The organism is Polaribacter sp. Z022, from assembly GCF_023555495.1.
GTDB lineage: Bacteria > Bacteroidota > Bacteroidia > Flavobacteriales > Flavobacteriaceae > Polaribacter.
The window spans coordinates 623,205-642,895 of record NZ_JALCZO010000003.1; the positions used below are offsets into that span (position 1 = coordinate 623,205).

The 19,691-nt window shown below is 28.3% G+C and carries 20 protein-coding genes; 12 read left to right on the forward strand and 8 right to left on the reverse strand.

Annotated features, from left to right (window positions below; translation table 11 throughout):
• On the reverse strand, positions 1-366 hold the full coding sequence (locus MPF13_RS09660; protein WP_249982300.1) for a four helix bundle protein: 366 nt from the start codon (positions 364-366) through the stop codon (positions 1-3).
• Positions 367-456: 90 nt separating this feature from the next.
• Positions 457-1,008, reverse strand: a complete 552-nt coding sequence (gene ruvC, locus MPF13_RS09665; protein ID WP_249982301.1) for a crossover junction endodeoxyribonuclease RuvC — start codon at positions 1,006-1,008, stop codon at positions 457-459.
• 65 nt (positions 1,009-1,073) lie between these two features.
• On the opposite strand from ruvC, the gene MPF13_RS09670 reads away from it, so the two are divergent.
• The 3 genes from MPF13_RS09670 (at position 1,074) to MPF13_RS09680 (ending at position 3,994) form a co-directional block, all read left to right on the forward strand.
• On the forward strand, positions 1,074-1,991 hold the full coding sequence (locus MPF13_RS09670) for a hypothetical protein (protein ID WP_249982302.1): 918 nt from the start codon (positions 1,074-1,076) through the stop codon (positions 1,989-1,991).
• Positions 1,988-3,121: a glycosyltransferase family 2 protein gene (locus MPF13_RS09675; protein ID WP_249982303.1), complete on the forward strand. Its 1,134-nt coding sequence runs from the start codon at positions 1,988-1,990 to the stop codon at positions 3,119-3,121. Before MPF13_RS09670 ends, MPF13_RS09675 begins: the two co-directional genes overlap by 4 nt.
• A 132-nt stretch (positions 3,122-3,253) precedes the next feature.
• The gene (locus MPF13_RS09680; RefSeq protein WP_249982304.1) at positions 3,254-3,994 is read left to right on the forward strand and encodes a Bax inhibitor-1/YccA family protein; all 741 of its coding nucleotides are present in this window, start codon (positions 3,254-3,256) and stop codon (positions 3,992-3,994) included.
• On the opposite strand, the gene MPF13_RS15610 is transcribed toward MPF13_RS09680, so the two are convergent.
• The 4 genes from MPF13_RS15610 to MPF13_RS09695 all read right to left on the reverse strand — a co-directional run bounded on the left by MPF13_RS15610 (position 3,991) and on the right by MPF13_RS09695 (position 5,790).
• A complete protein-coding gene (locus tag MPF13_RS15610; protein WP_284041180.1) occupies positions 3,991-4,122 on the reverse strand; it encodes a hypothetical protein in 132 nt (43 codons plus the stop codon). The genes MPF13_RS09680 and MPF13_RS15610 overlap by 4 nt on opposite strands.
• Positions 4,123-4,195: 73 nt before the next feature.
• Entirely contained in the window at positions 4,196-4,858 is a 663-nt protein-coding gene (gene mnmC2, locus MPF13_RS09685) for a tRNA (5-methylaminomethyl-2-thiouridine)(34)-methyltransferase MnmC2 (RefSeq protein WP_249982305.1), read from the reverse strand.
• Between the two features lie 3 nt (positions 4,859-4,861).
• Entirely contained in the window at positions 4,862-5,284 is a 423-nt protein-coding gene (locus tag MPF13_RS09690; RefSeq protein WP_249982306.1) for a hypothetical protein, read from the reverse strand.
• Positions 5,284-5,790 (reverse strand): DUF4920 domain-containing protein, encoded by a 507-nt coding sequence (locus MPF13_RS09695; protein WP_249982307.1) that lies wholly within the window; start codon positions 5,788-5,790, stop codon positions 5,284-5,286. Before MPF13_RS09695 ends, MPF13_RS09690 begins: the two co-directional genes overlap by 1 nt.
• Before the next feature lie 120 nt (positions 5,791-5,910).
• Between MPF13_RS09695 and MPF13_RS09700 the strand changes: the two genes are divergently transcribed.
• Together MPF13_RS09700 and MPF13_RS09705 are read left to right on the forward strand one after the other, a co-directional pair.
• On the forward strand, positions 5,911-6,966 hold the full coding sequence (locus tag MPF13_RS09700) for a branched-chain amino acid aminotransferase (RefSeq protein ID WP_249982308.1): 1,056 nt from the start codon (positions 5,911-5,913) through the stop codon (positions 6,964-6,966).
• A 95-nt stretch (positions 6,967-7,061) separates the two neighbouring features.
• Positions 7,062-7,757, forward strand: coding sequence for a hypothetical protein (locus MPF13_RS09705; protein WP_249982309.1), 696 nt, complete (start codon positions 7,062-7,064; stop codon positions 7,755-7,757).
• Between the two features lie 29 nt (positions 7,758-7,786).
• Here the strand turns inward: MPF13_RS09705 and MPF13_RS09710 are convergent, their stop codons facing one another.
• The gene (locus tag MPF13_RS09710) at positions 7,787-10,396 is read right to left on the reverse strand and encodes a DUF5916 domain-containing protein (protein WP_249982310.1); all 2,610 of its coding nucleotides are present in this window, start codon (positions 10,394-10,396) and stop codon (positions 7,787-7,789) included.
• Between the two features lie 200 nt (positions 10,397-10,596).
• Here MPF13_RS09710 and rplM point away from each other — a divergent pair, with 200 nt between their 5' ends.
• The 7 genes from rplM to MPF13_RS09745 all read left to right on the forward strand — a co-directional run bounded on the left by rplM (position 10,597) and on the right by MPF13_RS09745 (position 17,231).
• Positions 10,597-11,052 carry a 50S ribosomal protein L13 gene (gene rplM, locus MPF13_RS09715; protein ID WP_249982311.1) on the forward strand — a complete coding sequence of 152 codons (456 nt, stop codon included), beginning with the start codon at positions 10,597-10,599 and terminating at the stop codon, positions 11,050-11,052.
• Positions 11,052-11,438, forward strand: a complete 387-nt coding sequence (gene rpsI, locus MPF13_RS09720; RefSeq protein ID WP_249982312.1) for a 30S ribosomal protein S9 — start codon at positions 11,052-11,054, stop codon at positions 11,436-11,438. The genes rplM and rpsI overlap by 1 nt, the downstream gene beginning before the upstream one ends.
• A 150-nt stretch (positions 11,439-11,588) precedes the next feature.
• Positions 11,589-12,353 carry a 30S ribosomal protein S2 gene (gene rpsB, locus MPF13_RS09725; protein ID WP_249982313.1) on the forward strand — a complete coding sequence of 255 codons (765 nt, stop codon included), beginning with the start codon at positions 11,589-11,591 and terminating at the stop codon, positions 12,351-12,353.
• Between the two features lie 26 nt (positions 12,354-12,379).
• Positions 12,380-13,351, forward strand: a complete 972-nt coding sequence (gene tsf / locus MPF13_RS09730) for a translation elongation factor Ts (protein ID WP_187482156.1) — start codon at positions 12,380-12,382, stop codon at positions 13,349-13,351.
• Positions 13,352-13,465: 114 nt separating this feature from the next.
• Positions 13,466-14,176 (forward strand): UMP kinase, encoded by a 711-nt coding sequence (gene pyrH, locus MPF13_RS09735; protein WP_187482155.1) that lies wholly within the window; start codon positions 13,466-13,468, stop codon positions 14,174-14,176.
• A gap of 26 nt (positions 14,177-14,202) precedes the next feature.
• Positions 14,203-14,757 carry a ribosome recycling factor gene (frr, locus tag MPF13_RS09740; RefSeq protein ID WP_249982314.1) on the forward strand — a complete coding sequence of 185 codons (555 nt, stop codon included), beginning with the start codon at positions 14,203-14,205 and terminating at the stop codon, positions 14,755-14,757.
• A 98-nt stretch (positions 14,758-14,855) separates the two neighbouring features.
• Positions 14,856-17,231 carry an efflux RND transporter permease subunit gene (locus tag MPF13_RS09745; protein WP_249982315.1) on the forward strand — a complete coding sequence of 792 codons (2,376 nt, stop codon included), beginning with the start codon at positions 14,856-14,858 and terminating at the stop codon, positions 17,229-17,231.
• Positions 17,232-17,483: 252 nt separating this feature from the next.
• Here the strand turns inward: MPF13_RS09745 and MPF13_RS09750 are convergent.
• Positions 17,484-19,691, reverse strand: a 2,208-nt coding sequence (locus MPF13_RS09750) for a T9SS type A sorting domain-containing protein (RefSeq protein ID WP_249982316.1), incomplete at its 5' end; no start/stop codon positions are given.

Sequence of the window (19,691 nt, forward strand, 5' to 3'; positions counted from 1 at the left end):
TTATTTGACTCCAAATTTACTTGGGTTATTAATCATAAAATTTATTAGTTTTCCAACCTCAGCATTCTCTTTACTTAAGTTATCAAAAGTGTTTTTATCTAAATAATTACATTTTAAGGCAAATAATAACCAAGTATAAGTTTCAGAATTTTCAGCATCAGAATCGCTTAATTTACTGGCAAAATGTTTAGGATATTGTCTTTTCCTATATGCTTCAGAAATATTAGCAGAAACACTTCTTGAAGATCTTCTTATTTGATCTGTGAGTGAATATTTTTCTTCTTTAGGAAAAGATTTTGAAACTTCAAAAATCTTCATAGCTAAAGAAAATGATTTTTTAAAAGCTAATAAATCTGTAAAACTCATATATTATATCTTTATCTCATTCATCAACATAAAACTGCTACTGCTACTGCTACTGTTACTGTTACTGTTACTGTTACTGAAAACTAAATTTTATTTCTTAACCCGTTTCTCATTTTGCTTTACGAAAGAAGCCCAACCTGTATAATTTTTTCCTCCAACAACTTTACCAGAATTATAAAAATGACAAACTGCAGCTGCTAAACCATCTGTAGCATCTAAGTTTTTAGGCAATGTTTTTAAATTTAATAACGATTTTAACATCATTGCAACTTGCTCCTTACTTGCTGTTCCTTTTCCTGTTATTGCCATTTTAATTTTTCTAGGTGCATATTCTGTTACCGGAATTTCTCTTGATAAACCTGCAGCCATAGCAACTCCTTGTGCTCTACCTAACTTTAACATAGATTGTACATTTTTTCCAAAAAAAGGCGCTTCTAAAGCAATTTCATCAGGATTATAAGTATCTATAAGTTCTATAGTACGTTCAAAAATAATTTTCAATTTTAGGTAATGATCATCGTATTTTTTTAACATTAACTCATTCATTTGAACAAATTCCATTTTTTTTCCAACAACTTTAATGATTCCAAAACCCATAATGGTTGTTCCTGGGTCAATTCCTAAAATGATTTTTTCTGTCATGAATTTTAACGTTCTTTGTAATAATGTACAACTCGCTTTCTTACAAAACTAAACAATTCTTTTGGTTGATTATAAAACTATCGATTGTTATTGGGTGTGGTTATTTTATTTACACCAAATTAATTGAAAACGAGCAACTAAGTTTTTCTCATTTTTATCAAAAATTGATTGAAAACAATGTTTTTTCGCCTAAAAACATCATAATTTTATTGATTTTCACAATTTTAAACTGGTTTTTAGAAATTTTAAAATGGAGTAAATTAGCTTCATTTAGCCTAAAAACAAACTTAAAATCTGCTGCAATTCAAAGTTTAGCTTCTTTAACTACTTCTTTAATAACACCTAATAGAATTGGAGAATATGGTGCTAAGGCAATGTATTTTAATAAAAAATATAGAAAACAAATTTTAGGTGTAAACTTGGTTGGTAATTTTTATCAAATGTTAATGACCTTATTTTTTGGAATTATTGGTTTTAGTTTCTTTGTTATAAAATACAATGTAGAAATCGATTTTTTTAGAATTTTACGTTTTTTACTATTAGGAGTTTTTATAATTTCTGCGTTCTTTTATGGAGCTAAAAAGTTTAATTATAAAGGTTATACTTTTGAAAAAGCTAGAAATTTTATAAAACTAATCCCAAAAAAATTAAACATTAAAGTAGCTTTTTTGTCATTTTTAAGGTATGCTGTTTTTTCTCATCAATTTTACTTTTTAACCTTAGTATTTAATTTAAATATTGGTTATTTAGATGCAATTTCTGCTATAACATCTGTTTATTTTATTGCTTCAATTGTACCAATGCTTTCTTTGTTTGATGTTGTTTTAAAAGGATCTGTTGCTATTTGGGTTTTTTCTATTTTTAAAATTGAACCGCTTACAATTTTATCGATTACTACAATGATGTGGGTTTTAAATTTTGTATTACCTGCAATAATAGGAGGCTATTTTGTACTAATTTTTAAACCCAATTTAAGATCATGATTTGGGCAATTAGTATCATTTTTATTTTATATACAATTTTGATAATTGTTTTAACAACTGGATTTAATAAAGTTGAAGAATTTACTGACATTTTAAAAACAAAAACTACTTCTTTTTCTGTTGTTATTCCGTTTAGAAATGAAGCTGAAAACTTACCTTATTTATTAAAATCTATTTCTGAATTAGATTATCCAAATGAATTAATTGAGTTTATTTTAGTTGATGATGATTCTACTGATGATTCTATAGAAATTATTAAAAAAGCTCTTGATACAATTACGCTAAAAAACGAAATCACTCGAACTAAAATTCGAATTATTAAAAACAAAAGAACATCTAATTCTCCAAAAAAAGACGCAATTACAACTGCTATTTCAATAGCAAAACACAATTGGATTGTTACTACAGATGCTGATTGTATTTTACCTAAAAACTGGCTAATTTCTTTGGATAGCTTTATTCAAAAAAACAACCCTAAAATGGTAGTTGCACCTGTTAATTATAAAACTGAAAACAATTTTTTAAAACAATTTCAGTTGTTCGATTTTATGAGCATGCAAGGAACTACTATTGGTGGTTTTGGTATTAATTTTCCTTTTTTATGTAATGGTGCAAATCTTGCTTATAAAAAAGAAGATTTTATAAAATTAAATGGTTTTGATGGGAACAATAACATGGCTAGTGGAGATGATGTTTTTCTGTTCGAAAAATTTATTGAAGCAGATAAAAACAGTGTACTGTATTTAAAGTCTAAAGATGCTATTGTTACTACTTTTCCTGTAAATAGCTGGAGAGATTTGATTAACCAAAGAACAAGATGGGCTGCAAAAACTAGTAATTTTAATTCTTTAAATACAAAGTTAATTGGACTCTTAGTTTTAGTAACCAATGCCTCCTTTTTTTATGCTTTTAGTCTTGATTCTAAATTATTTTTATTTACTCTTTTGGTTGTAAAAATGATAGTAGATTTATTCTTATTTAAACCAACTTTTCAATTTTTTAACCATGAAATAAAAATTTTAAAATGGTATATTTTAGTGAGTCTTTTGTATCCTTTTTTTAGTTTGTATGTTATTTTTAAATCGGTATTTTTTAGGTACAAGTGGAAAGGTAGAAGTTTTAAAAAATAACTTCTATTTTAGCAAAGTATAGTAGCTAGCAAAAAAGTTTAGCCCTGATTGAAGCATTTGTTTGAGCTCTTTTTGAGTTTACGAAAAAAAGCGAGTACGAAAAGCAGGAAATAGCTTCTAAAAAAATGACTTATGAGTTTACTTGGTATAAAAACATCTAACCCAGCTTTTTCTAATTACTTTTGGAATAATAGCAAAGATTCTACTTCTAAAATGTCTTTAAGTGGCATTATTTTGAAATCTGTAACAATGCTTTGTTTGGTGGGATTAACTGCTGCTTACACTTGGAAAATTTTCTTTGCAGGAACAGACGTTAAATGGTACACAACCATTGGTATGTTTGTTGCAATTGTAATAAGCTTAGTTATTTCTTTTAAACAAAATCTTACCAAATATTTATTACCTATTTATGCTTTAGCTAAAGGTTTCTTTTTAGGAGGAATTAGTGCTTATGCTCATAAACGTTTTCCTGGGTTGCCTTTGCAAGCTATTGGTGTAACAATTCTTACTTTTTTAGTAATGCTCTTTTTATTTTTAACCAAAATAATTGTAGTTACAAAAAAGTTTAGAGCTGTTGTAATTACTGCATCTATTACAATTTTTACTATTTATATTATAACTTGGATTTTGTCTTTTTTTGACATAAGAGTTCCGTTTATTTATGGAACTTCTTGGGTTGCAATTGGCTTTAATATTATAGCTGCTATTGTTGCTTCTTTAAGTTTATTATTAGATTTTGATTATATAGACAGATATGTAGGAAAAGCACCTAAAGACAAAGAATGGTTAGCAACTTGGGGATTTTTGGTTACTCTGATTTGGTTATATGTGGAGGTTTTAAGGCTGTTGAAAAAATTAGCAATTCGTTTTTAAAATAACGCATTCATTATATCTTCTGCTTTAAACCAAAGTATTAATACAACTGCTAAAAGTATTACCAAAAAAAGTCCTTTTGTTGGTTTTGTTTGTTTTTTTCTTCCGAATTTTCTTTTGAATTCCATATTTATTAGATTGTTGGATTGTTAATTTGATTTTACACTACTAATTTACACGAACTGACAAATTGAAAACTAATTATTGCTTAGTTATTTTTGTAGCTCTTAACATTTCTCTTTTTCCTGGAGGACCAGGTAAACGCTCTACAGTAAAACCTACTTCTTGCATTGCTCTTCTTACGCTTCCTTTGGCTGAGTAAGTTACTAAAATACCGTTTTCTTTTAATGAATCAAACATCGTTTGAAAAATTTCTACAGTCCATAATTGAGGTTGAACTCTAGCTCCAAATGCATCAAAATATATTAAATTAAACGCATCTCTATCATTAATATCTTCAAAAAACTGTTTCCTCTTTGTTAATGTAAATCCTTCTGAAATTTGATGCTTTTTCTCCCAAGAAACATTGTGAATTTCATTAAAAGTTGCTTTCTCTTTTTCTGCATTTAAAACAGAAATAAAATTCATTTTTCCTACTTCTTCTTCTGTAACAGGATATGCTTCTACACCAACATAATTAATTGTTTTTTTTGCTTCTAAATAAGTTATAAAACAATTTAAACCTGTACCAAAACCAATTTCTAAAATAGAAACATTGTTTGTAGAAACTTTTTTTAGACCACTTTCTATAAAAACATGATAAGATTCTTTAATTGACCCATTTTTAGAATGATATTGTTCGTTTAAATCTGGTAAATTAATGGTTGTAGAACCATCTAAAGTTATCAAAATTTCTCTTTTCATAGGTTATTTAATTAATAACTTTCTAATTCTAGGAATTGGTCCAACACAAGTAGTTTCATGACAAGCTATACAACTATTTATTGCATTGTTATGCCTAAAAACAAGAGAGTCTTTAGAGGTTTCATATACTTTTTTAAAACTATTTAAGTAAAAGTCTGAAAAAGCATTGAATGATGGTTTTTTATCTGAAGGATCTGTTAATTGAGCTGTATGAATATTTAAAAACTCTTTTGGAAAATCTTTTGGCTGTTTACCTTCTAAAACAAGCTTTTTGTTTTCTAAGTTTTTATCATACATTTTAAGCATTAAAGCAGCCATTTCTGACTGCTTTACTTTTTTACTTTCTACAATGATAATTTCTTTAGGTTGTTCTTTTTTACAAGAAAAAACTGAAATCAATAAAAATAAAATAGCTATTTTTTTCATTATTTCTTCATTAAAACACCATCTGCTTCAAAAGTAAATTCTACTTTTGGCTCAGTAATTTTAGCTATTTCATCTTTAGATTTCCCTGCATCTTCTGCATAATGTTGCAACTCTTTTACAGATGTTTCTTTTATAAAAGCTTTACCGTTTAAAACAACTTCTCTTCCTTTAGAGTCTAATGGCATAAAAAATCCATAGTCTTTAAAACGTACCATTGTTTCTGTTTCATCATTTAAAGGAAGCTTCATCCAACATCCTTTTTTAGAACAAACTTCTTTTATACTAGAAGCAAATTTTACATTTATAGTATCACCAGCTTTCATTGTTTTAAACTTAGTTAATAATTCTTCTGATGTTATTGCATTGTCTAAAGTTATTTTTTCTCCAAAAGAATCATATACAACTTCTTGTTTTATTTGCTCTACTTCTTTTTCTGCTTTTTTAGATTCTTTACAAGCCGTAAAAATAAGTAAGGTAATCATAGAAATTTTTATCAAATATTTCATAATTTTTTAATTTATTGTGAATACAACAAAAGTACATCTTTTTAAAAGCAAAAGCAATGATTTGTTTTATTGTCAGATGAATAATTTATGTACATTTGCTCTTTAACTCAATTAACTAAAATGAAATCTAATATAGAAATTCAACGTATAGAAAAATCGAGGATAGACTCTGTAGATTTTAACAACTTACCTTTTGGTAGCGTATATTCTGACCATATGTTAGAATGTGATTTTGTAAACGGAGAATGGCAAACACCAGTTATTAAACCATACGCTCCTATTTCTTTAGATCCTGCTGCTAAGATTTTTCATTATGGACAATCGATTTTTGAAGGAATGAAAGCCTACAAAGATGAAGAAGGAAACACTTTATTATTTAGACCTTTAGACAACTGTAAACGTTTAAATAAATCTGCAGAAAGATTAGTCATTCCTCAGATTCCTGAAGATGTTTTTATGGAAGGTTTAAAAAAGTTATTAGAGGTAGATAATGCTTGGATACCAACAAATGAAGGAAGTTCTTTATACATAAGACCTTTTATGTTTGCTTCTGGATTAGGTTTTCATGCTTCTCCTGCTGATGCTTATAAATTAGTTATTTGCACTGCTCCTTCTGGAGCTTATTTTGCTGGAAAAGTAAAAGTTTTAATAGAAGAAAAGTATGCACGTGCTGCAAATGGTGGTGTTGGTTTTGCTAAAGCTGGAGGTAATTACGCAGCTCAGTTTTACCCAACTCAATTAGCTATTGAAAAAGGTTACAATCAAGTTATTTGGACAGATGATAATTCTCACGAATATATTGAGGAAGCTGGAGCAATGAATATTTTCATTAGAATTAATGACACTTTAATAACAAGTCCTACAAGTGATAGAATTTTAGACGGTATTACACGTAAAAGTGTAATTCAAATAGCCAAAGACATGGATATTGATGTTGAAGTTAGAAAAATTTCTGTTTCTGAAGTTATTTCTGCAGCTCAAAGTGGTAGTTTAAAAGAAATGTTTGGAGCAGGAACTGCAGCAGTAATTTCTCCAATTGCTGGTTTTGGTTTTCAAGAAACAGACTTTGATTTACCTGAACTAGAAAATTCTTTTGCAAGTACAATTAAAAAAGCAATTACAGATATTCAAACTAATAAAGCTGATGATCCTTATGGATGGAGAGTTAAATTATAGTTTTAAATAAAATATTTTTTATGAAACCTCAACATATTGTTGAGGTTTTTTTTATTTCAAATTTATTATCTTTAGAGAAATAAGTTTTAACAAAAATGACTTTTAAAAAAATTTCATATACTATCTTTATACTTTTATTTGTTTCTTGTTCTAAAAATAAAATTTCTTTTGAGAAAAGAACTTCACCTTTAAATTTAGATTATCATTTTTTTTTTAATGATAAAGAAGACCAACTAAACTTTTCTATGGGCATATGGATGTTTAATGCAAGAAATGAAAGTGAAAACTCAATAGCTAATTGGATAAATGTTGAACATTTAGGAAAAACTATTTTAGAACCTATTAATGTTCTTTGGATAGATTTTAAAGCAAATAATAAAACAGAAGCTATAAATAATATTGTAAACTTTTTAACCCTTAATAATTTTATAATGAGAAGTGGTTCTTCTATTGGGTATCATTCTTTTTTTGATGATTTTAAATGGATTTCTCAATATCAAGAAACTTGGTCTAGTCATGAAAACCCAAATACTATAAACAATCATGGTAGAATTTTTTTAGGTCATCAAGTTAAAAGTTCCTTAAACCAAAACGTTTATATATCTTCTGGAGCCTTTAGTATAGAAAACGAAAAACATCTTTTTATTTCTTTTAAAGATGCATTAAAAGATTTTAATAACGTAGATCAATGGAAAACTTATGATGAAAACCTTAATATTGGAAATAAAGTTGAGTCTGGGAATTTTTCTACTTTTGATCATGAAGGGTTAAAAGTATTTGTATTAAAATAATTAATACTTTTTTTAAAGCTAATTATCTACTACCTAACAAACCTATAAGTAGCTTTAATTAAAAATGTATTTTCTAATGGTTTATCTAATATTTGGTTTCTAAAACTTCTAGTTAAAGAATTATTAGGATCTCCACTCCTTGCTCCTCCTCTTGCCCAAACAAAAAACAACTCAGAACCAGGAATATATTCCCACCTAGCAACTAAATTAGTTCTAAATTGCACATAAGAAAAATCGGGTTTACCAAAAGTATAGTCTGTAACACCGTCAATATTTTCATCTACATTATAATTCCCATTATTTTCTAAAATTTGATTGTTGTTATACCAAGAAACTCTTGAGTATAAATCTTTAGAAACAGCATTATTTACATAATTAAAATTAGAATATCTTCCTCTTGCTATAAAAGGTTGTCCATAAAATTGAATAGACATATTAGGATTAATACTATAATTTACCCTTAATGTAGTTGACCAAGATTGATTATCTATTTCTCCTAAAATATATCTTGTCTTAGTATTATAATCTGCTTGATTTACATATTGGGTTTTACTTGGATTTTTCTCAAATTCTGTACTTAAAGAAACACTTAATGCATCAAAAGGCTGATAATTCATTCTAAATACATGTCTTTGAAATGAAAAATTATTTTGTTTTGCAGCAGAACCAACATAACCTAAAGTAAAACTCATTTTTTTACTTCTATCCGATCCAAAAAATAAAACAAAATAATTTTCTGCAGAAAACCTCCATCTAGGTCCACCTTGTAAAAAAGAGTTCGAAAAAATTCTTGGTTTATGCCCTAATTCAACTTCTGTCCACCAATTATTTTTCCAATTTACATTTCCACTTAATTCATATTGAATTCTATTAAAATTACCATCAAAGTCATAAGTTGCAAACTGATTAAAATTTGCTCTTATATCTCTATAAATTCCTTTAGGTTCTTGCCATAAATATCTAATACCTGAAAACTGAATCATTTCATCAGTTTGTCGTAAAAAACCAACATCGTTCAATTCTAACTCTGGAGACCTCCATATAAAACCTCCATTATATCTCCAATTTCCACCACCAGATTTTCCTGCCTCAATTCTACCTCCAGTTCCAGTAAGAGATGTTCTATCAGGATCTACATTAACATGTGATGCATCTACTCTATTAAAATTATGTCGTAAAGTTTGTTGTGTTGCAGTTATTGCTTCTTTACTACCTATAACTTTACTAGCAATTATATTACCATCTATAAAATAATTTCTATCATTCCAATTATGTCTAAAATCTATTCCTCCTGTATAAGCGGCTTTGTGTAATTCTTCAAAATTACCATCTAAGTTTCTGTTGGTTGCAGTAAAAATACCCCCAACATAAGAATTCCTATCATTAAAATCCTTTTGAGCTCTAGCAACAAAATAATTAGTTAACGGTTCTACAATTTCTTCTCTTGTATCCCCATCAGTTTGTCTAATTTCTGCATATTCATTAGCTGTAACACTTTCTAAAACACCTATTGACCATCCATTTTGTGTTTTACCAGAAAACTTTGCAGCTCCTAAAATTGTAGAATTTGCTGGTTCATCTGCAAATTCGCCAGTTTGTAAATTTGCACTTCTATGAGGATTTCTACCAATTCTTCTACTATAAAAAAGATTGTCTCTACCGTTAGCAAATTTATAATCAAAAATATTTTTGTTTTCTACAAAAAAGGGTCTTTGTTCTCTAAAAAATATTTGAAACCCATCTAGAGCTATTGCCCCAGGATCTGCTTCTACCTGACCAAAATCTGGATTAATTGTTAAATCTAATGTTAAGTCATTTGTAATTCCAATTTTTGCATCTAAACCTCCATTTATCTTAAAATCTTTCCCTGTTTTAAATGGATTTCCTGCTTCTGCAGGATATTTATCATATTTTAGAACTGTAAAAGGTTGAATTTCTAATTGTTTTTGAGATTTTAAATCTATTAGCCCATGTAATTCTCCTGCTTCACTAATAAATCCAGATTGCGAATTTGGAATTCTCTGCCAAAGAGATCTTTCTTGTTTTCTAAAAATAGTTCTATTAATGTTAAAACCCCAAATCTGTTCTTTTGCTTTACCAAAACGTAATTGGCTAAAGGGAATTTTCATTTCTGCTTCCCAACCTTTATCATTTACATTTGCATCTGTATACCATATTGGATTCCAACTATCATCCCAATTATCTCCATTTTGAGTTGCAATTTCTTCACCTTTAACTCCAGCAGCTGTAGTAGTAAAAACAAATGCAGTTCTTTTATCATGATAACTATCAATAATAACATTAACTCTATCTCCTGCAAAACCATCTCTTCTGGTTAACCTTTGTTGAATTAACTCTGGGTTGTCATCTAGAGCAACAATAGCAATGTATAAATATTTTTCATCATACATTACTTTAAATTTTGTTTGATGAGTTGGTGGCTTTCCTTCATCTGGAGTTTTTTGAGTAAAGTCTGATGACCAACCAACAACATCCCAAGCTTTTTCGTTTATTACCCCATCAATAACGGGTACTTCTTTTAACTTTTTTGTAGTATAAATTCTTTTAGTTATTTCTTGAGAATAAACACTGCAAAATGAACTAAAAAGCAATGCTAAAACAAAATAATAATACTTCATATTGTTAGTTTTGGGCAATACAAAAGTAGCTTTCTATTTTCTTAAGGTTTTGTTAATTCTTATGCTAAAAAATTAACTTTAAAAAGCTTTATAAAATAATTGTAAATCACTATTTGTCAATCAAATAAAAAGAAGTACATTTGCACTCCTTTTAAAAGGGAAAGAATTATTATTAACAAACAAAAACTAATAGTGTAATTATGAACACATTAAGTTACAAAACAGTATCAGCAAACAGCGCTACCGTAAACAAGGAGTGGGTTTTAGTTGATGCAGACGGGCAAACGTTGGGTCGTCTAGCTTCTAAAGTAGCAAAGCTAATTAGAGGTAAATACAAACCAAACTTTACTCCTCACGTAGATTGTGGAGATAACGTGGTTATTATCAACGCAGAAAAAATTGTTTTATCTGGAAACAAGTGGAAAGACAAATCTTACATTCGTCATACAGGTTACCCAGGAGGACAAAGATCGTTAACTGCAACAGAAATGTTTGAGAAAGATCCTACAAGATTAATCGAAAAAGCAGTAAAAGGAATGTTACCAAAAAACACTTTAGGTAGCGCTTTATACAGAAACTTGTATGTATATGCAGGTACAGAGCACAAACAAGCAGGTCAAGAACCTAAAGCTATTAACCTTAACGATTTAAAATAATGGATACAGTTCACAAAATTGGTAGAAGAAAAACTGCTGTAGCTCGTATTTATCTTTCTGAAGGAAAAGGTAACATTACAGTAAACAATAAAGATTATAAAAACTACTTTTCTACAGGTACGTTACAATATAAAGTTCAACAACCTTTAATGTTAACAGAAAACTTAGAGTCTTATGATATCAAAGTTAATGTTTACGGAGGTGGTGTAACTGGTCAAGCAGAAGCAATTCGTTTGGCAATTACAAGAGCTTTAGTTTCAATTAACGAAGAGCACAGAGCTATCTTAAAACCAGAAGGTTTATTAACTCGTGATCCTAGAATGGTTGAACGTAAGAAATTTGGTCAGAAGAAAGCACGTAAGAAATTCCAATTCTCGAAACGTTAATATATTACAGAATTTATTCTGCTATATATTTCGAGAACTGTTACTATTACATATAATTAATATTAAACAGTTTAGTATCTAAATATATAAGACTCTTAAAAAGACTACTTATATATTGATTTCAAAACAGAAAGTAAACACATTTTAAAAATGGCAAACGTAAACATTCAAGAATTATTAGAAAGTGGAGTACACTTTGGTCACTTAACTAGAAAGTGGAACCCAAACATGGCTCCTTATATTTATACAGAAAGAAATGGTGTACACATCATTGATTTGTATAAAACTGCAGCTAAAATAGAAGAAACTTCAGAAGCTTTAAAAAAGATTGCTAACTCTGGACGTAAAATTTTATTTGTAGCTACAAAAAAACAAGCAAAAGATATAGTTGCTGATAAAGCAAAAGCAGTAAACATGCCTTTCATTACAGAAAGATGGCCAGGTGGTATGTTAACTAACTTTGTTACTATTAGAAAAGCTGTTAAAAAAATGGCTCAGATTGATAGAATGAAGACTGATGGATCTTTTGATGCATTATCTAAAAGAGAAAAATTACAAATTAATCGTCAAAGAGAAAAATTAGAAAAGAATTTAGGTTCTATTTCTGACATGACTCGTTTACCAGGTGCATTATTTGTAGTTGATATTAAAAAAGAGCACATTGCAGTAGCAGAAGCTCAAAAACTTAATATCCCAATTTTTGCAATGGTTGATACAAACTCTGATCCAAGATTAGTAGATTTTGTTATACCAGCAAATGATGATGCTTCTAAGTCTATTGACAAAGTTTTATCTTTTGTTACTGATGCAATTGCAGAAGGTTTATCTGACAGAAAAGCAGATAAAGAAAAAGTAAAAGTTGCTAAAGAAGCTCCTAAAAAGGAAGAAGCTAAAGCTACAGAAGAAACAAAATAATTATAACTTTTAAAATATAAAGTAACATGGGAACAGTAAAAGTAAGTGCTGCAGATGTTAAAAAATTAAGAGAAGCAACAGGAGCTGGAATGATGGACTGTAAAAAGGCATTAGTAGAAGCTGGTGGTGATTTTGATAAAGCAATTGACATTTTACGTAAAAAAGGTCAAAAAATTGCTGCAAAAAGAGCTGACAGAGAATCTACTGAAGGTGTTGCAGTTACAAGAATCAACGATGCTAAAACTGAAGGTGTTGCAATTGTATTAGCTTGTGAAACTGACTTTGTTGGTAAAAACGAAAAATTCGTTGCATTAGCTGGTGAATTTGCAGACATCGCTTTAAACTCAAACACTAAAGAAGAATTTTTAGCTGCTGATTTTGGAGGAATGACTGTTGCAGATAAATTAGTTGAACAAACTGGTGTAATTGGAGAAAAGTTAGACATTACTGCTTTTGAAAAAGTTGAAGCTGCTTATGTTGGTGCTTATACTCACATTGGTAAAATTGCTGCTTTAGTAGGTTTATCTGCAAATGTAGATAATGCTGAAACTTTATCTAAAGATGTAGCAATGCAAGTAGCATCTATGGGTGCAACTACTTTATCTTACAAAGATTTTGACCCTGCTTATGTAGCTGCTGAAACTGAAGCTAGAATTGCAGTAATTGAAAAAGATAATATTGAGTTAGGAAGATTAGGAAAAACATTAAAAAATGTTCCTCAATTTATTTCTATGTCTCAATTAACTCCAGAAGTTATTGCTAAAGCTGAAGAAGATGCAAAAGCACAATTAGCTGCTGAAGGAAAACCAGAAAAAATCTGGGATAGAATTTTACCTGGAAAAATGGAAAGATTCATTTCTGACAATACTACTTTAGATATGGAGCAATGTCTTTTAGACCAAGCTTTTATTAAAGATGAAAAGAAAAATGTTGCTCAATATGTAGCTACATTTGGTGATGTTGCTGTAAGTACTTTTAAAAGAGTTACTTTAGGTTAATCACTTAATATCTTATAAATTAAAAACCTCGCACTTTTGCGAGGTTTTTTTATTTCCAAAAAAAGGAAACTCAAAAAAAAATACTTAATTTTGCAAAACTTATCAAAACATACTATGCAATACAAAAGAATTCTTTTAAAATTAAGTGGAGAGGCATTAATGGGCAATAGACAATATGGAATTGACCCAAACCGTTTATCAGAATATGCTAAAGAAATAAAAGAAGTAGTAGCAAAAGGTATAGAAGTTGCTATTGTTATTGGTGGTGGAAATATTTTTAGAGGAGTTGCTGGAGCTGCAAATGGTATGGATCGTGTACAAGGAGATCACATGGGTATGTTAGCAACTTGTATTAATGGACTTGCACTACAAAGTGCTTTAGAAGATGAAGGTGTTCATACACGCTTACAAACAGCATTAGAAATAAAAGAAGTTGCAGAACCTTATATTAAAAGAAAAGCAATTAGACATTTAGAAAAAGGAAGAGTTGTAATTTTTGGTGCTGGAACTGGTAATCCTTATTTTACTACAGATACTGCTGCAGTTTTACGTGCAATAGAAATTGATGCTAATGCAATTTTAAAAGGAACTCGTGTAGATGGTATTTATAATGTAGATCCAGAAAAAGATAAAGATGCTATTAAATTTGAAACTATTACATTTAAAGACGTAATTAAAAAAGGTCTTAAAGTAATGGATATGACTGCTTTTACATTAAGTGAAGAAAATAAATTACCAATTATAGTATTTGACATGAATACAAATGGAAATCTTTTGAAACTAGTTTCAGGAGAAAAAATTGGTACTATTGTTGATAATCAATAATTAGAATCTTTTAAAATTTACTAAAGATGAACGAAGAAATTGAATTTATTATAGACTCTGCTAAAGAAGCAATGAACAATGCTATAGAGCATTTAATTAAAGAGTTAAGAACTATTAGAGCTGGTAAAGCTACTCCATCTATGTTATCTAATGTAATGGTAGATTATTATGGAGCTCAAACTCCTTTAAGTCAAGTTGCAAATGTTAACACTCCAGATGCTAGAACTATTAGCATTCAGCCTTGGGAAAAAAGTATGTTACAAGCAATTGAAAAGGCAATTCAAATAGCTAATTTAGGTTTTAACCCTATGAATAATGGTGACGTTATTATGATTAATGTACCACCTTTAACAGAAGAAAGAAGAATAGGATTAGCTAAACAAGCAAAAGCTGAAGCAGAAAACGCTAAAGTTGGAATTAGAAATGCACGTAAAGAAGCTAACAATGACATTAAGAAAACAGACATTTCTGATGACATGAAAAAGAACTCTGAAGCAGACATTCAAGACTTAACAAATAGTTATATTAAAACTATTGAAGAAAAACTTTCTGTTAAAGAAAAAGAAATTATGACAGTATAATTTTTACTCAATCATATTTAAAAAAGGGTGTTTTAAACACTCTTTTTTTGTTTAAAAACACTTCTACAATTTAACTACCTTTGCATAAATTTTTTTAAATGAATTTCTGGACAAAAGTCGCTGGTATTATCTTAAGAAACCGATATTTGGTTTTAATTGGTATTGCTATTATTACAGGTTTATTGGCATCACAAATGAAGTATATGAAATTCTCATATACAGAAGCTAACTTATTACCAGAAGATCATGAAGCTAACTTACAATATAATCAGTTTTTAAAAATTTTTGGTGAAGAAGGTAACCTCGTAATTTTAGGTATTAAAGATTCTACTGTTTTTACTCCCAAAAAATTTAATGCTTGGAATAATTTAGTAAAAAGGTTTGATAGTTTAGACGAAATAGATTTTACACTTTCTATAGCTGATGTACAAAAATTAAAAGCAGATAGAAAAAAGAGAAAATTTGTTCTTGAACCTTTATATGATAAAAAACCAACTACTTCTGCAGAAGTTAATGAGATTAAAAAGCAATTATTTGAAAAATTACCTTTCTACGACAATTTACTTTTTAATAAAGAAACTGGTACACTACAGACTGCCATATATATTAAAAAGGAAATTATTAACACTCCTAAACGTAGAGATTTTATTTTTGATACGTTAATCCCTGAAATTAAAAATTTTGAAAAAGAAAATGATGTAGATATCAGAATTTCTGGAATGCCTTATATAAGAACTTTAAATGCACAAAACATTCAAGATGAAATATTACTCTTTGTTTTAGGGGCTTTAGGTATTACTGCATTAATTTTCTTCTTCTTTTTTAGATCTTTTAGAGCAACCTTTATAACGCTTTTAGTAGTAATGATTGGTGTTATTTGGGCCTTTGGATTTATTGGTCTTTTTAGATATGAAATTACAGTTTTATCTGCTTTAATACCACCATTAATTATTGTAATTGGAGTTCCAAATGCCGTTTTTCTAATTAATAAATATCAACAAGAAATAAAAAAACATGGTCAGCAAGCCAAAGCATTACAACGTGTAATTTCTAAAATTGGAAATGCTACTTTAATGACTAATATTACTACTGCTTCAGGTTTTGCTACCTTTGTTTTTGTAAAAAGTAGTTTACTTCGTGAATTCGGAATTTTAGCTTCAGTTAACATTATTAGTATCTTTATTTTAGCTTTACTAATAATTCCTATATTATATAGTTTTATGCCACTTCCAAAGAAAAAGCATTTAAATCATCTTGAAAAAAAGTGGATTGAAAATGTAGTTGACTGGATGGAGAAAATGGTTAGAAACAGAAGAATATCAATTTATTTTGCAACTGTTATTGTAATAATTGGAGGTATAATTGGTGTTTATCAAATTAAAGTTTCTGGTAGTATTATTGAAGATATGCCAAAAAGTTTAGAGTTTTATAAAGACATAAAGTTCTTCGAATCTGAATTTGGAGGTATAATGCCTTTAGAGTTTTTAATTGATACTAAAAAAGAAAAAGGTGTCATGAAATTATCTACTCTTAAAAAGATGGAGAAAATAAATGAAGCTATAGAAACTTTTCCTGAACTTTCTAAACCAGTTTCTGTTACTAATCTAGTAAAATATACAAAACAAGCATATTATAAAGGGAATCCCAAATATTACCAATTACCAACTAGTCAAGAACAAAGTTACATATTTGCTTATACAAAAAACTCTAATAGTGATGCTGGCATGTTAAAAAACTTTGTAGATTCTACAGGTCGTTATGCCAGAATAACAACTTTTATGAAAGACATTGGTACTGAAAAAATGAATGTAATTCAAGAAAGATTAAAAGCTGTAATTACTAAAGAATTTCCATCAGAAAAATATAATGTTTCTTTAACTGGTAAGGCTTTAGTTTTTATAAAAGGAACAAATTATCTAATTAAAAACTTAGTTATCTCTTTATCTTTAGCAATTTTGTTAATTGCAATTTTTATGGCTTGGATGTTTAGATCGCCACAAATGATTTTTATTTCTTTAATTCCAAACATTTTACCGCTATTAATTACTGCAGGTTTAATGGGCTTTTTAGGCATACCAATTAAACCATCTACTATATTAGTATTTAGTATTGCTTTTGGTATTTCTGTTGATGACACCATACATTTTTTAGCAAAATATAGACAAGAGCTAATTGCAAATCAATGGCGAATAAAACAATCTGTTTATGCTGCATTGCGTGAAACTGGGGTGAGTATGTTTTATACATCTATAGTATTATTCTTTGGTTTTTTAACCTTTACTCTTTCTAGTTTTGGAGGTACAATTGCATTAGGAGGTTTAGTTTCTATAACTTTATTATTAGCCATGGTTTCTAACTTATTGCTTTTACCTTCTTTGTTATTAACTTTTGAAAAGAAAATAGCAAACAAGAAAGTATTTAAAGAACCAGCAATGAAAATTTTTCCACCTAAGGAAAATCAAGCAGAAAAATAATTTACATTTTTTATTATAAAATTTTAAAAACCGGATGCTTAAAAAGCATCCGGTTTTTAATCTAACAAAAAATCAAAAAAATGTGTTAAGTAATCATAGCAATTAATTCAAATAATTTTAATTATTTAACAATTCAAAAATATAAAATCATATTTATTAAAACTTAAGGGTTTTCACCCTATTTATGTAATTTAAAAAATAACCGAACATTATTAATAATGCTCGGTTAAACTATTATAAATTTAAAGACTCTTACTTTTTTATAATTCTTTTTGTTGCTAACCCTTTATCAGTGTCTATTTTTAATAAATAAACTCCTTTAGATAGTTGAGTTACATTTATAGAACTATTTACATTTCTAATAACTTTTACTTTTTTACCTAGAAGATTATATATCTCTATTTTATTAATTTTTGAATCTAAAGATTTCTTAATGAAAATTACATCTTCAACTGGATTAGGGTATAATTTAAATGAATTTACTAAATTTTCATCTTCAACTGATAATGAAGTATCATAAGTCATTGTAATCTTCTCTGACTGTATTATTAAATTTGATACTATTTTATTTGTTACTTTACAATAATAATACCCATTATCTGCTGCTGTTGCATTTGTTATTTCTAAAGTTTTATTAGTTGCTCCATTTATTGGGCTTCCATATCTATACCACTGATATTCATTATTAGCTCCATTAACATCAACTTCTAAAGTAAAACCTGAATCGCCAAAAGTTTTTTCTTCTTCAGCACCTACCTTAGATTGAGGACTGTATGAAAAACTCTCTAGGTTTTGATAGTTATTGAATTCGTCTTCAAAATCTCCAAACTGAAAGCTATTATTACTTATATATAATGTTTTAAGTGATGTAATCCCCGTAAAATCTGGTACATCTCCAGACAAACTATTATCTTGAAAATAACCTCTTATTAAGCTAGAAAGGTTACTTAATTCTGATGGTAAAACTCCTGTTAAATCATTTGAAGATAAATAAAGACTTTCTAATTTACTTAAATTTCCTAAACTTGAAGAAACAGTACCTTTTAAATTATTATTTCCTAAATTAATTTGAGTAATGTGTTTTCCACCATCTACTATTTTTGTTGTAACTCCATGCCATTTTGTAACATTATAAGGTATATTATTTTCAACTTTTGCTAATCCAGACTCCCAATTTGTATTGCTTGTCCAATTTGTTCCTTCTAAATTATTATACATGTCTTTTAATGCTTGTAATTCTGTTGAAGGAACGTTATTATAAGCAGTACAATCTTGCCCCCAAACAATATTAGGATACCTAATTGCAAAATCTGTAGCCTCCCAATCTGAAATAGTATTTTGAGGAACACCAATACAATTTAAATAAGTATTGTATAAAGAATGGTTTTTATAATAATTACTTTCTACGTTTCTAGAACCATCAAAAACATTAGGAGAAACTCCAATTTTTAACCCTGTAATTTGATTATAAGAAACATTTAAAGATTCTAAATTAACCAAATTAGAAAAATCTAAATTACCTTCTATAATATTTCCATTTATCACTAATCTCTTTAAAGAAGTAATATTGTTTAATTCTGTAGGAATCTCTTTTAAAACATACTCACTATTAATTATTTGACTAGACATAGTTAGTTGTTCTAAATTATTTAATTCTCCTATATCTTTTGATATTTCAGATATTCCATTACTATTTACTTCAAGCTCTTTTAATTGTGTTAAATTTTTAATTTCTGATGGTATTTTACCTGCTAATTGGTTTGAATTTAACTCAATTTTTGTTACATGCTTTTGTCCATTTATTATAGCAGTTGTAACACCATACCAAGCACCTACATTTCTTTTCTTCAATATATCATTTACCCAAGTTACTCCATTATATGATGTAGTTAAATCGTTTTTCCAATTTGCTCCTTTTGTATTGTTATAAAAAGCTATTAATGCTTCTCTTTCTATATCTGGAATAGAGTTTGTAGTTACTGCACTACAGTTATCTGAATATACAACTCCATTATCTAAAATACCACCTTCTTGATTGTAATTAGATAGTTTCCATGCAACTAATTCATCACTAGGTACTTCTACACATCCTAAAGCATTTCTTTTTAAACGTAACCTGTTTCCTGAAGCGTTTGTATTTGTTCCAAAAATTGTTGGAGCTACCGCAATTTTTAATTCTGAAATATTATTATAATCTGCTCTAAAATCTTTTAAAACTTCAGAATTACCTAGATTTAGGACTCCAGAAATTTTATTATTTTGAATATTAAAATATTCTAAGTTTGATAAGTTTGTAATTGTACTTGGTAAAGCTGTTAATGTATTATTATTTAAATACAATTTTTCTAAGCTTGTAATATTACCTATCTCATCTGGTAAACTTGCTAAGGTATAGGTTGGCTGATATCTAACAGGACTTGTATTTTGATATTGTAGTTTTAATTCTTTTAAGTTTGTAAA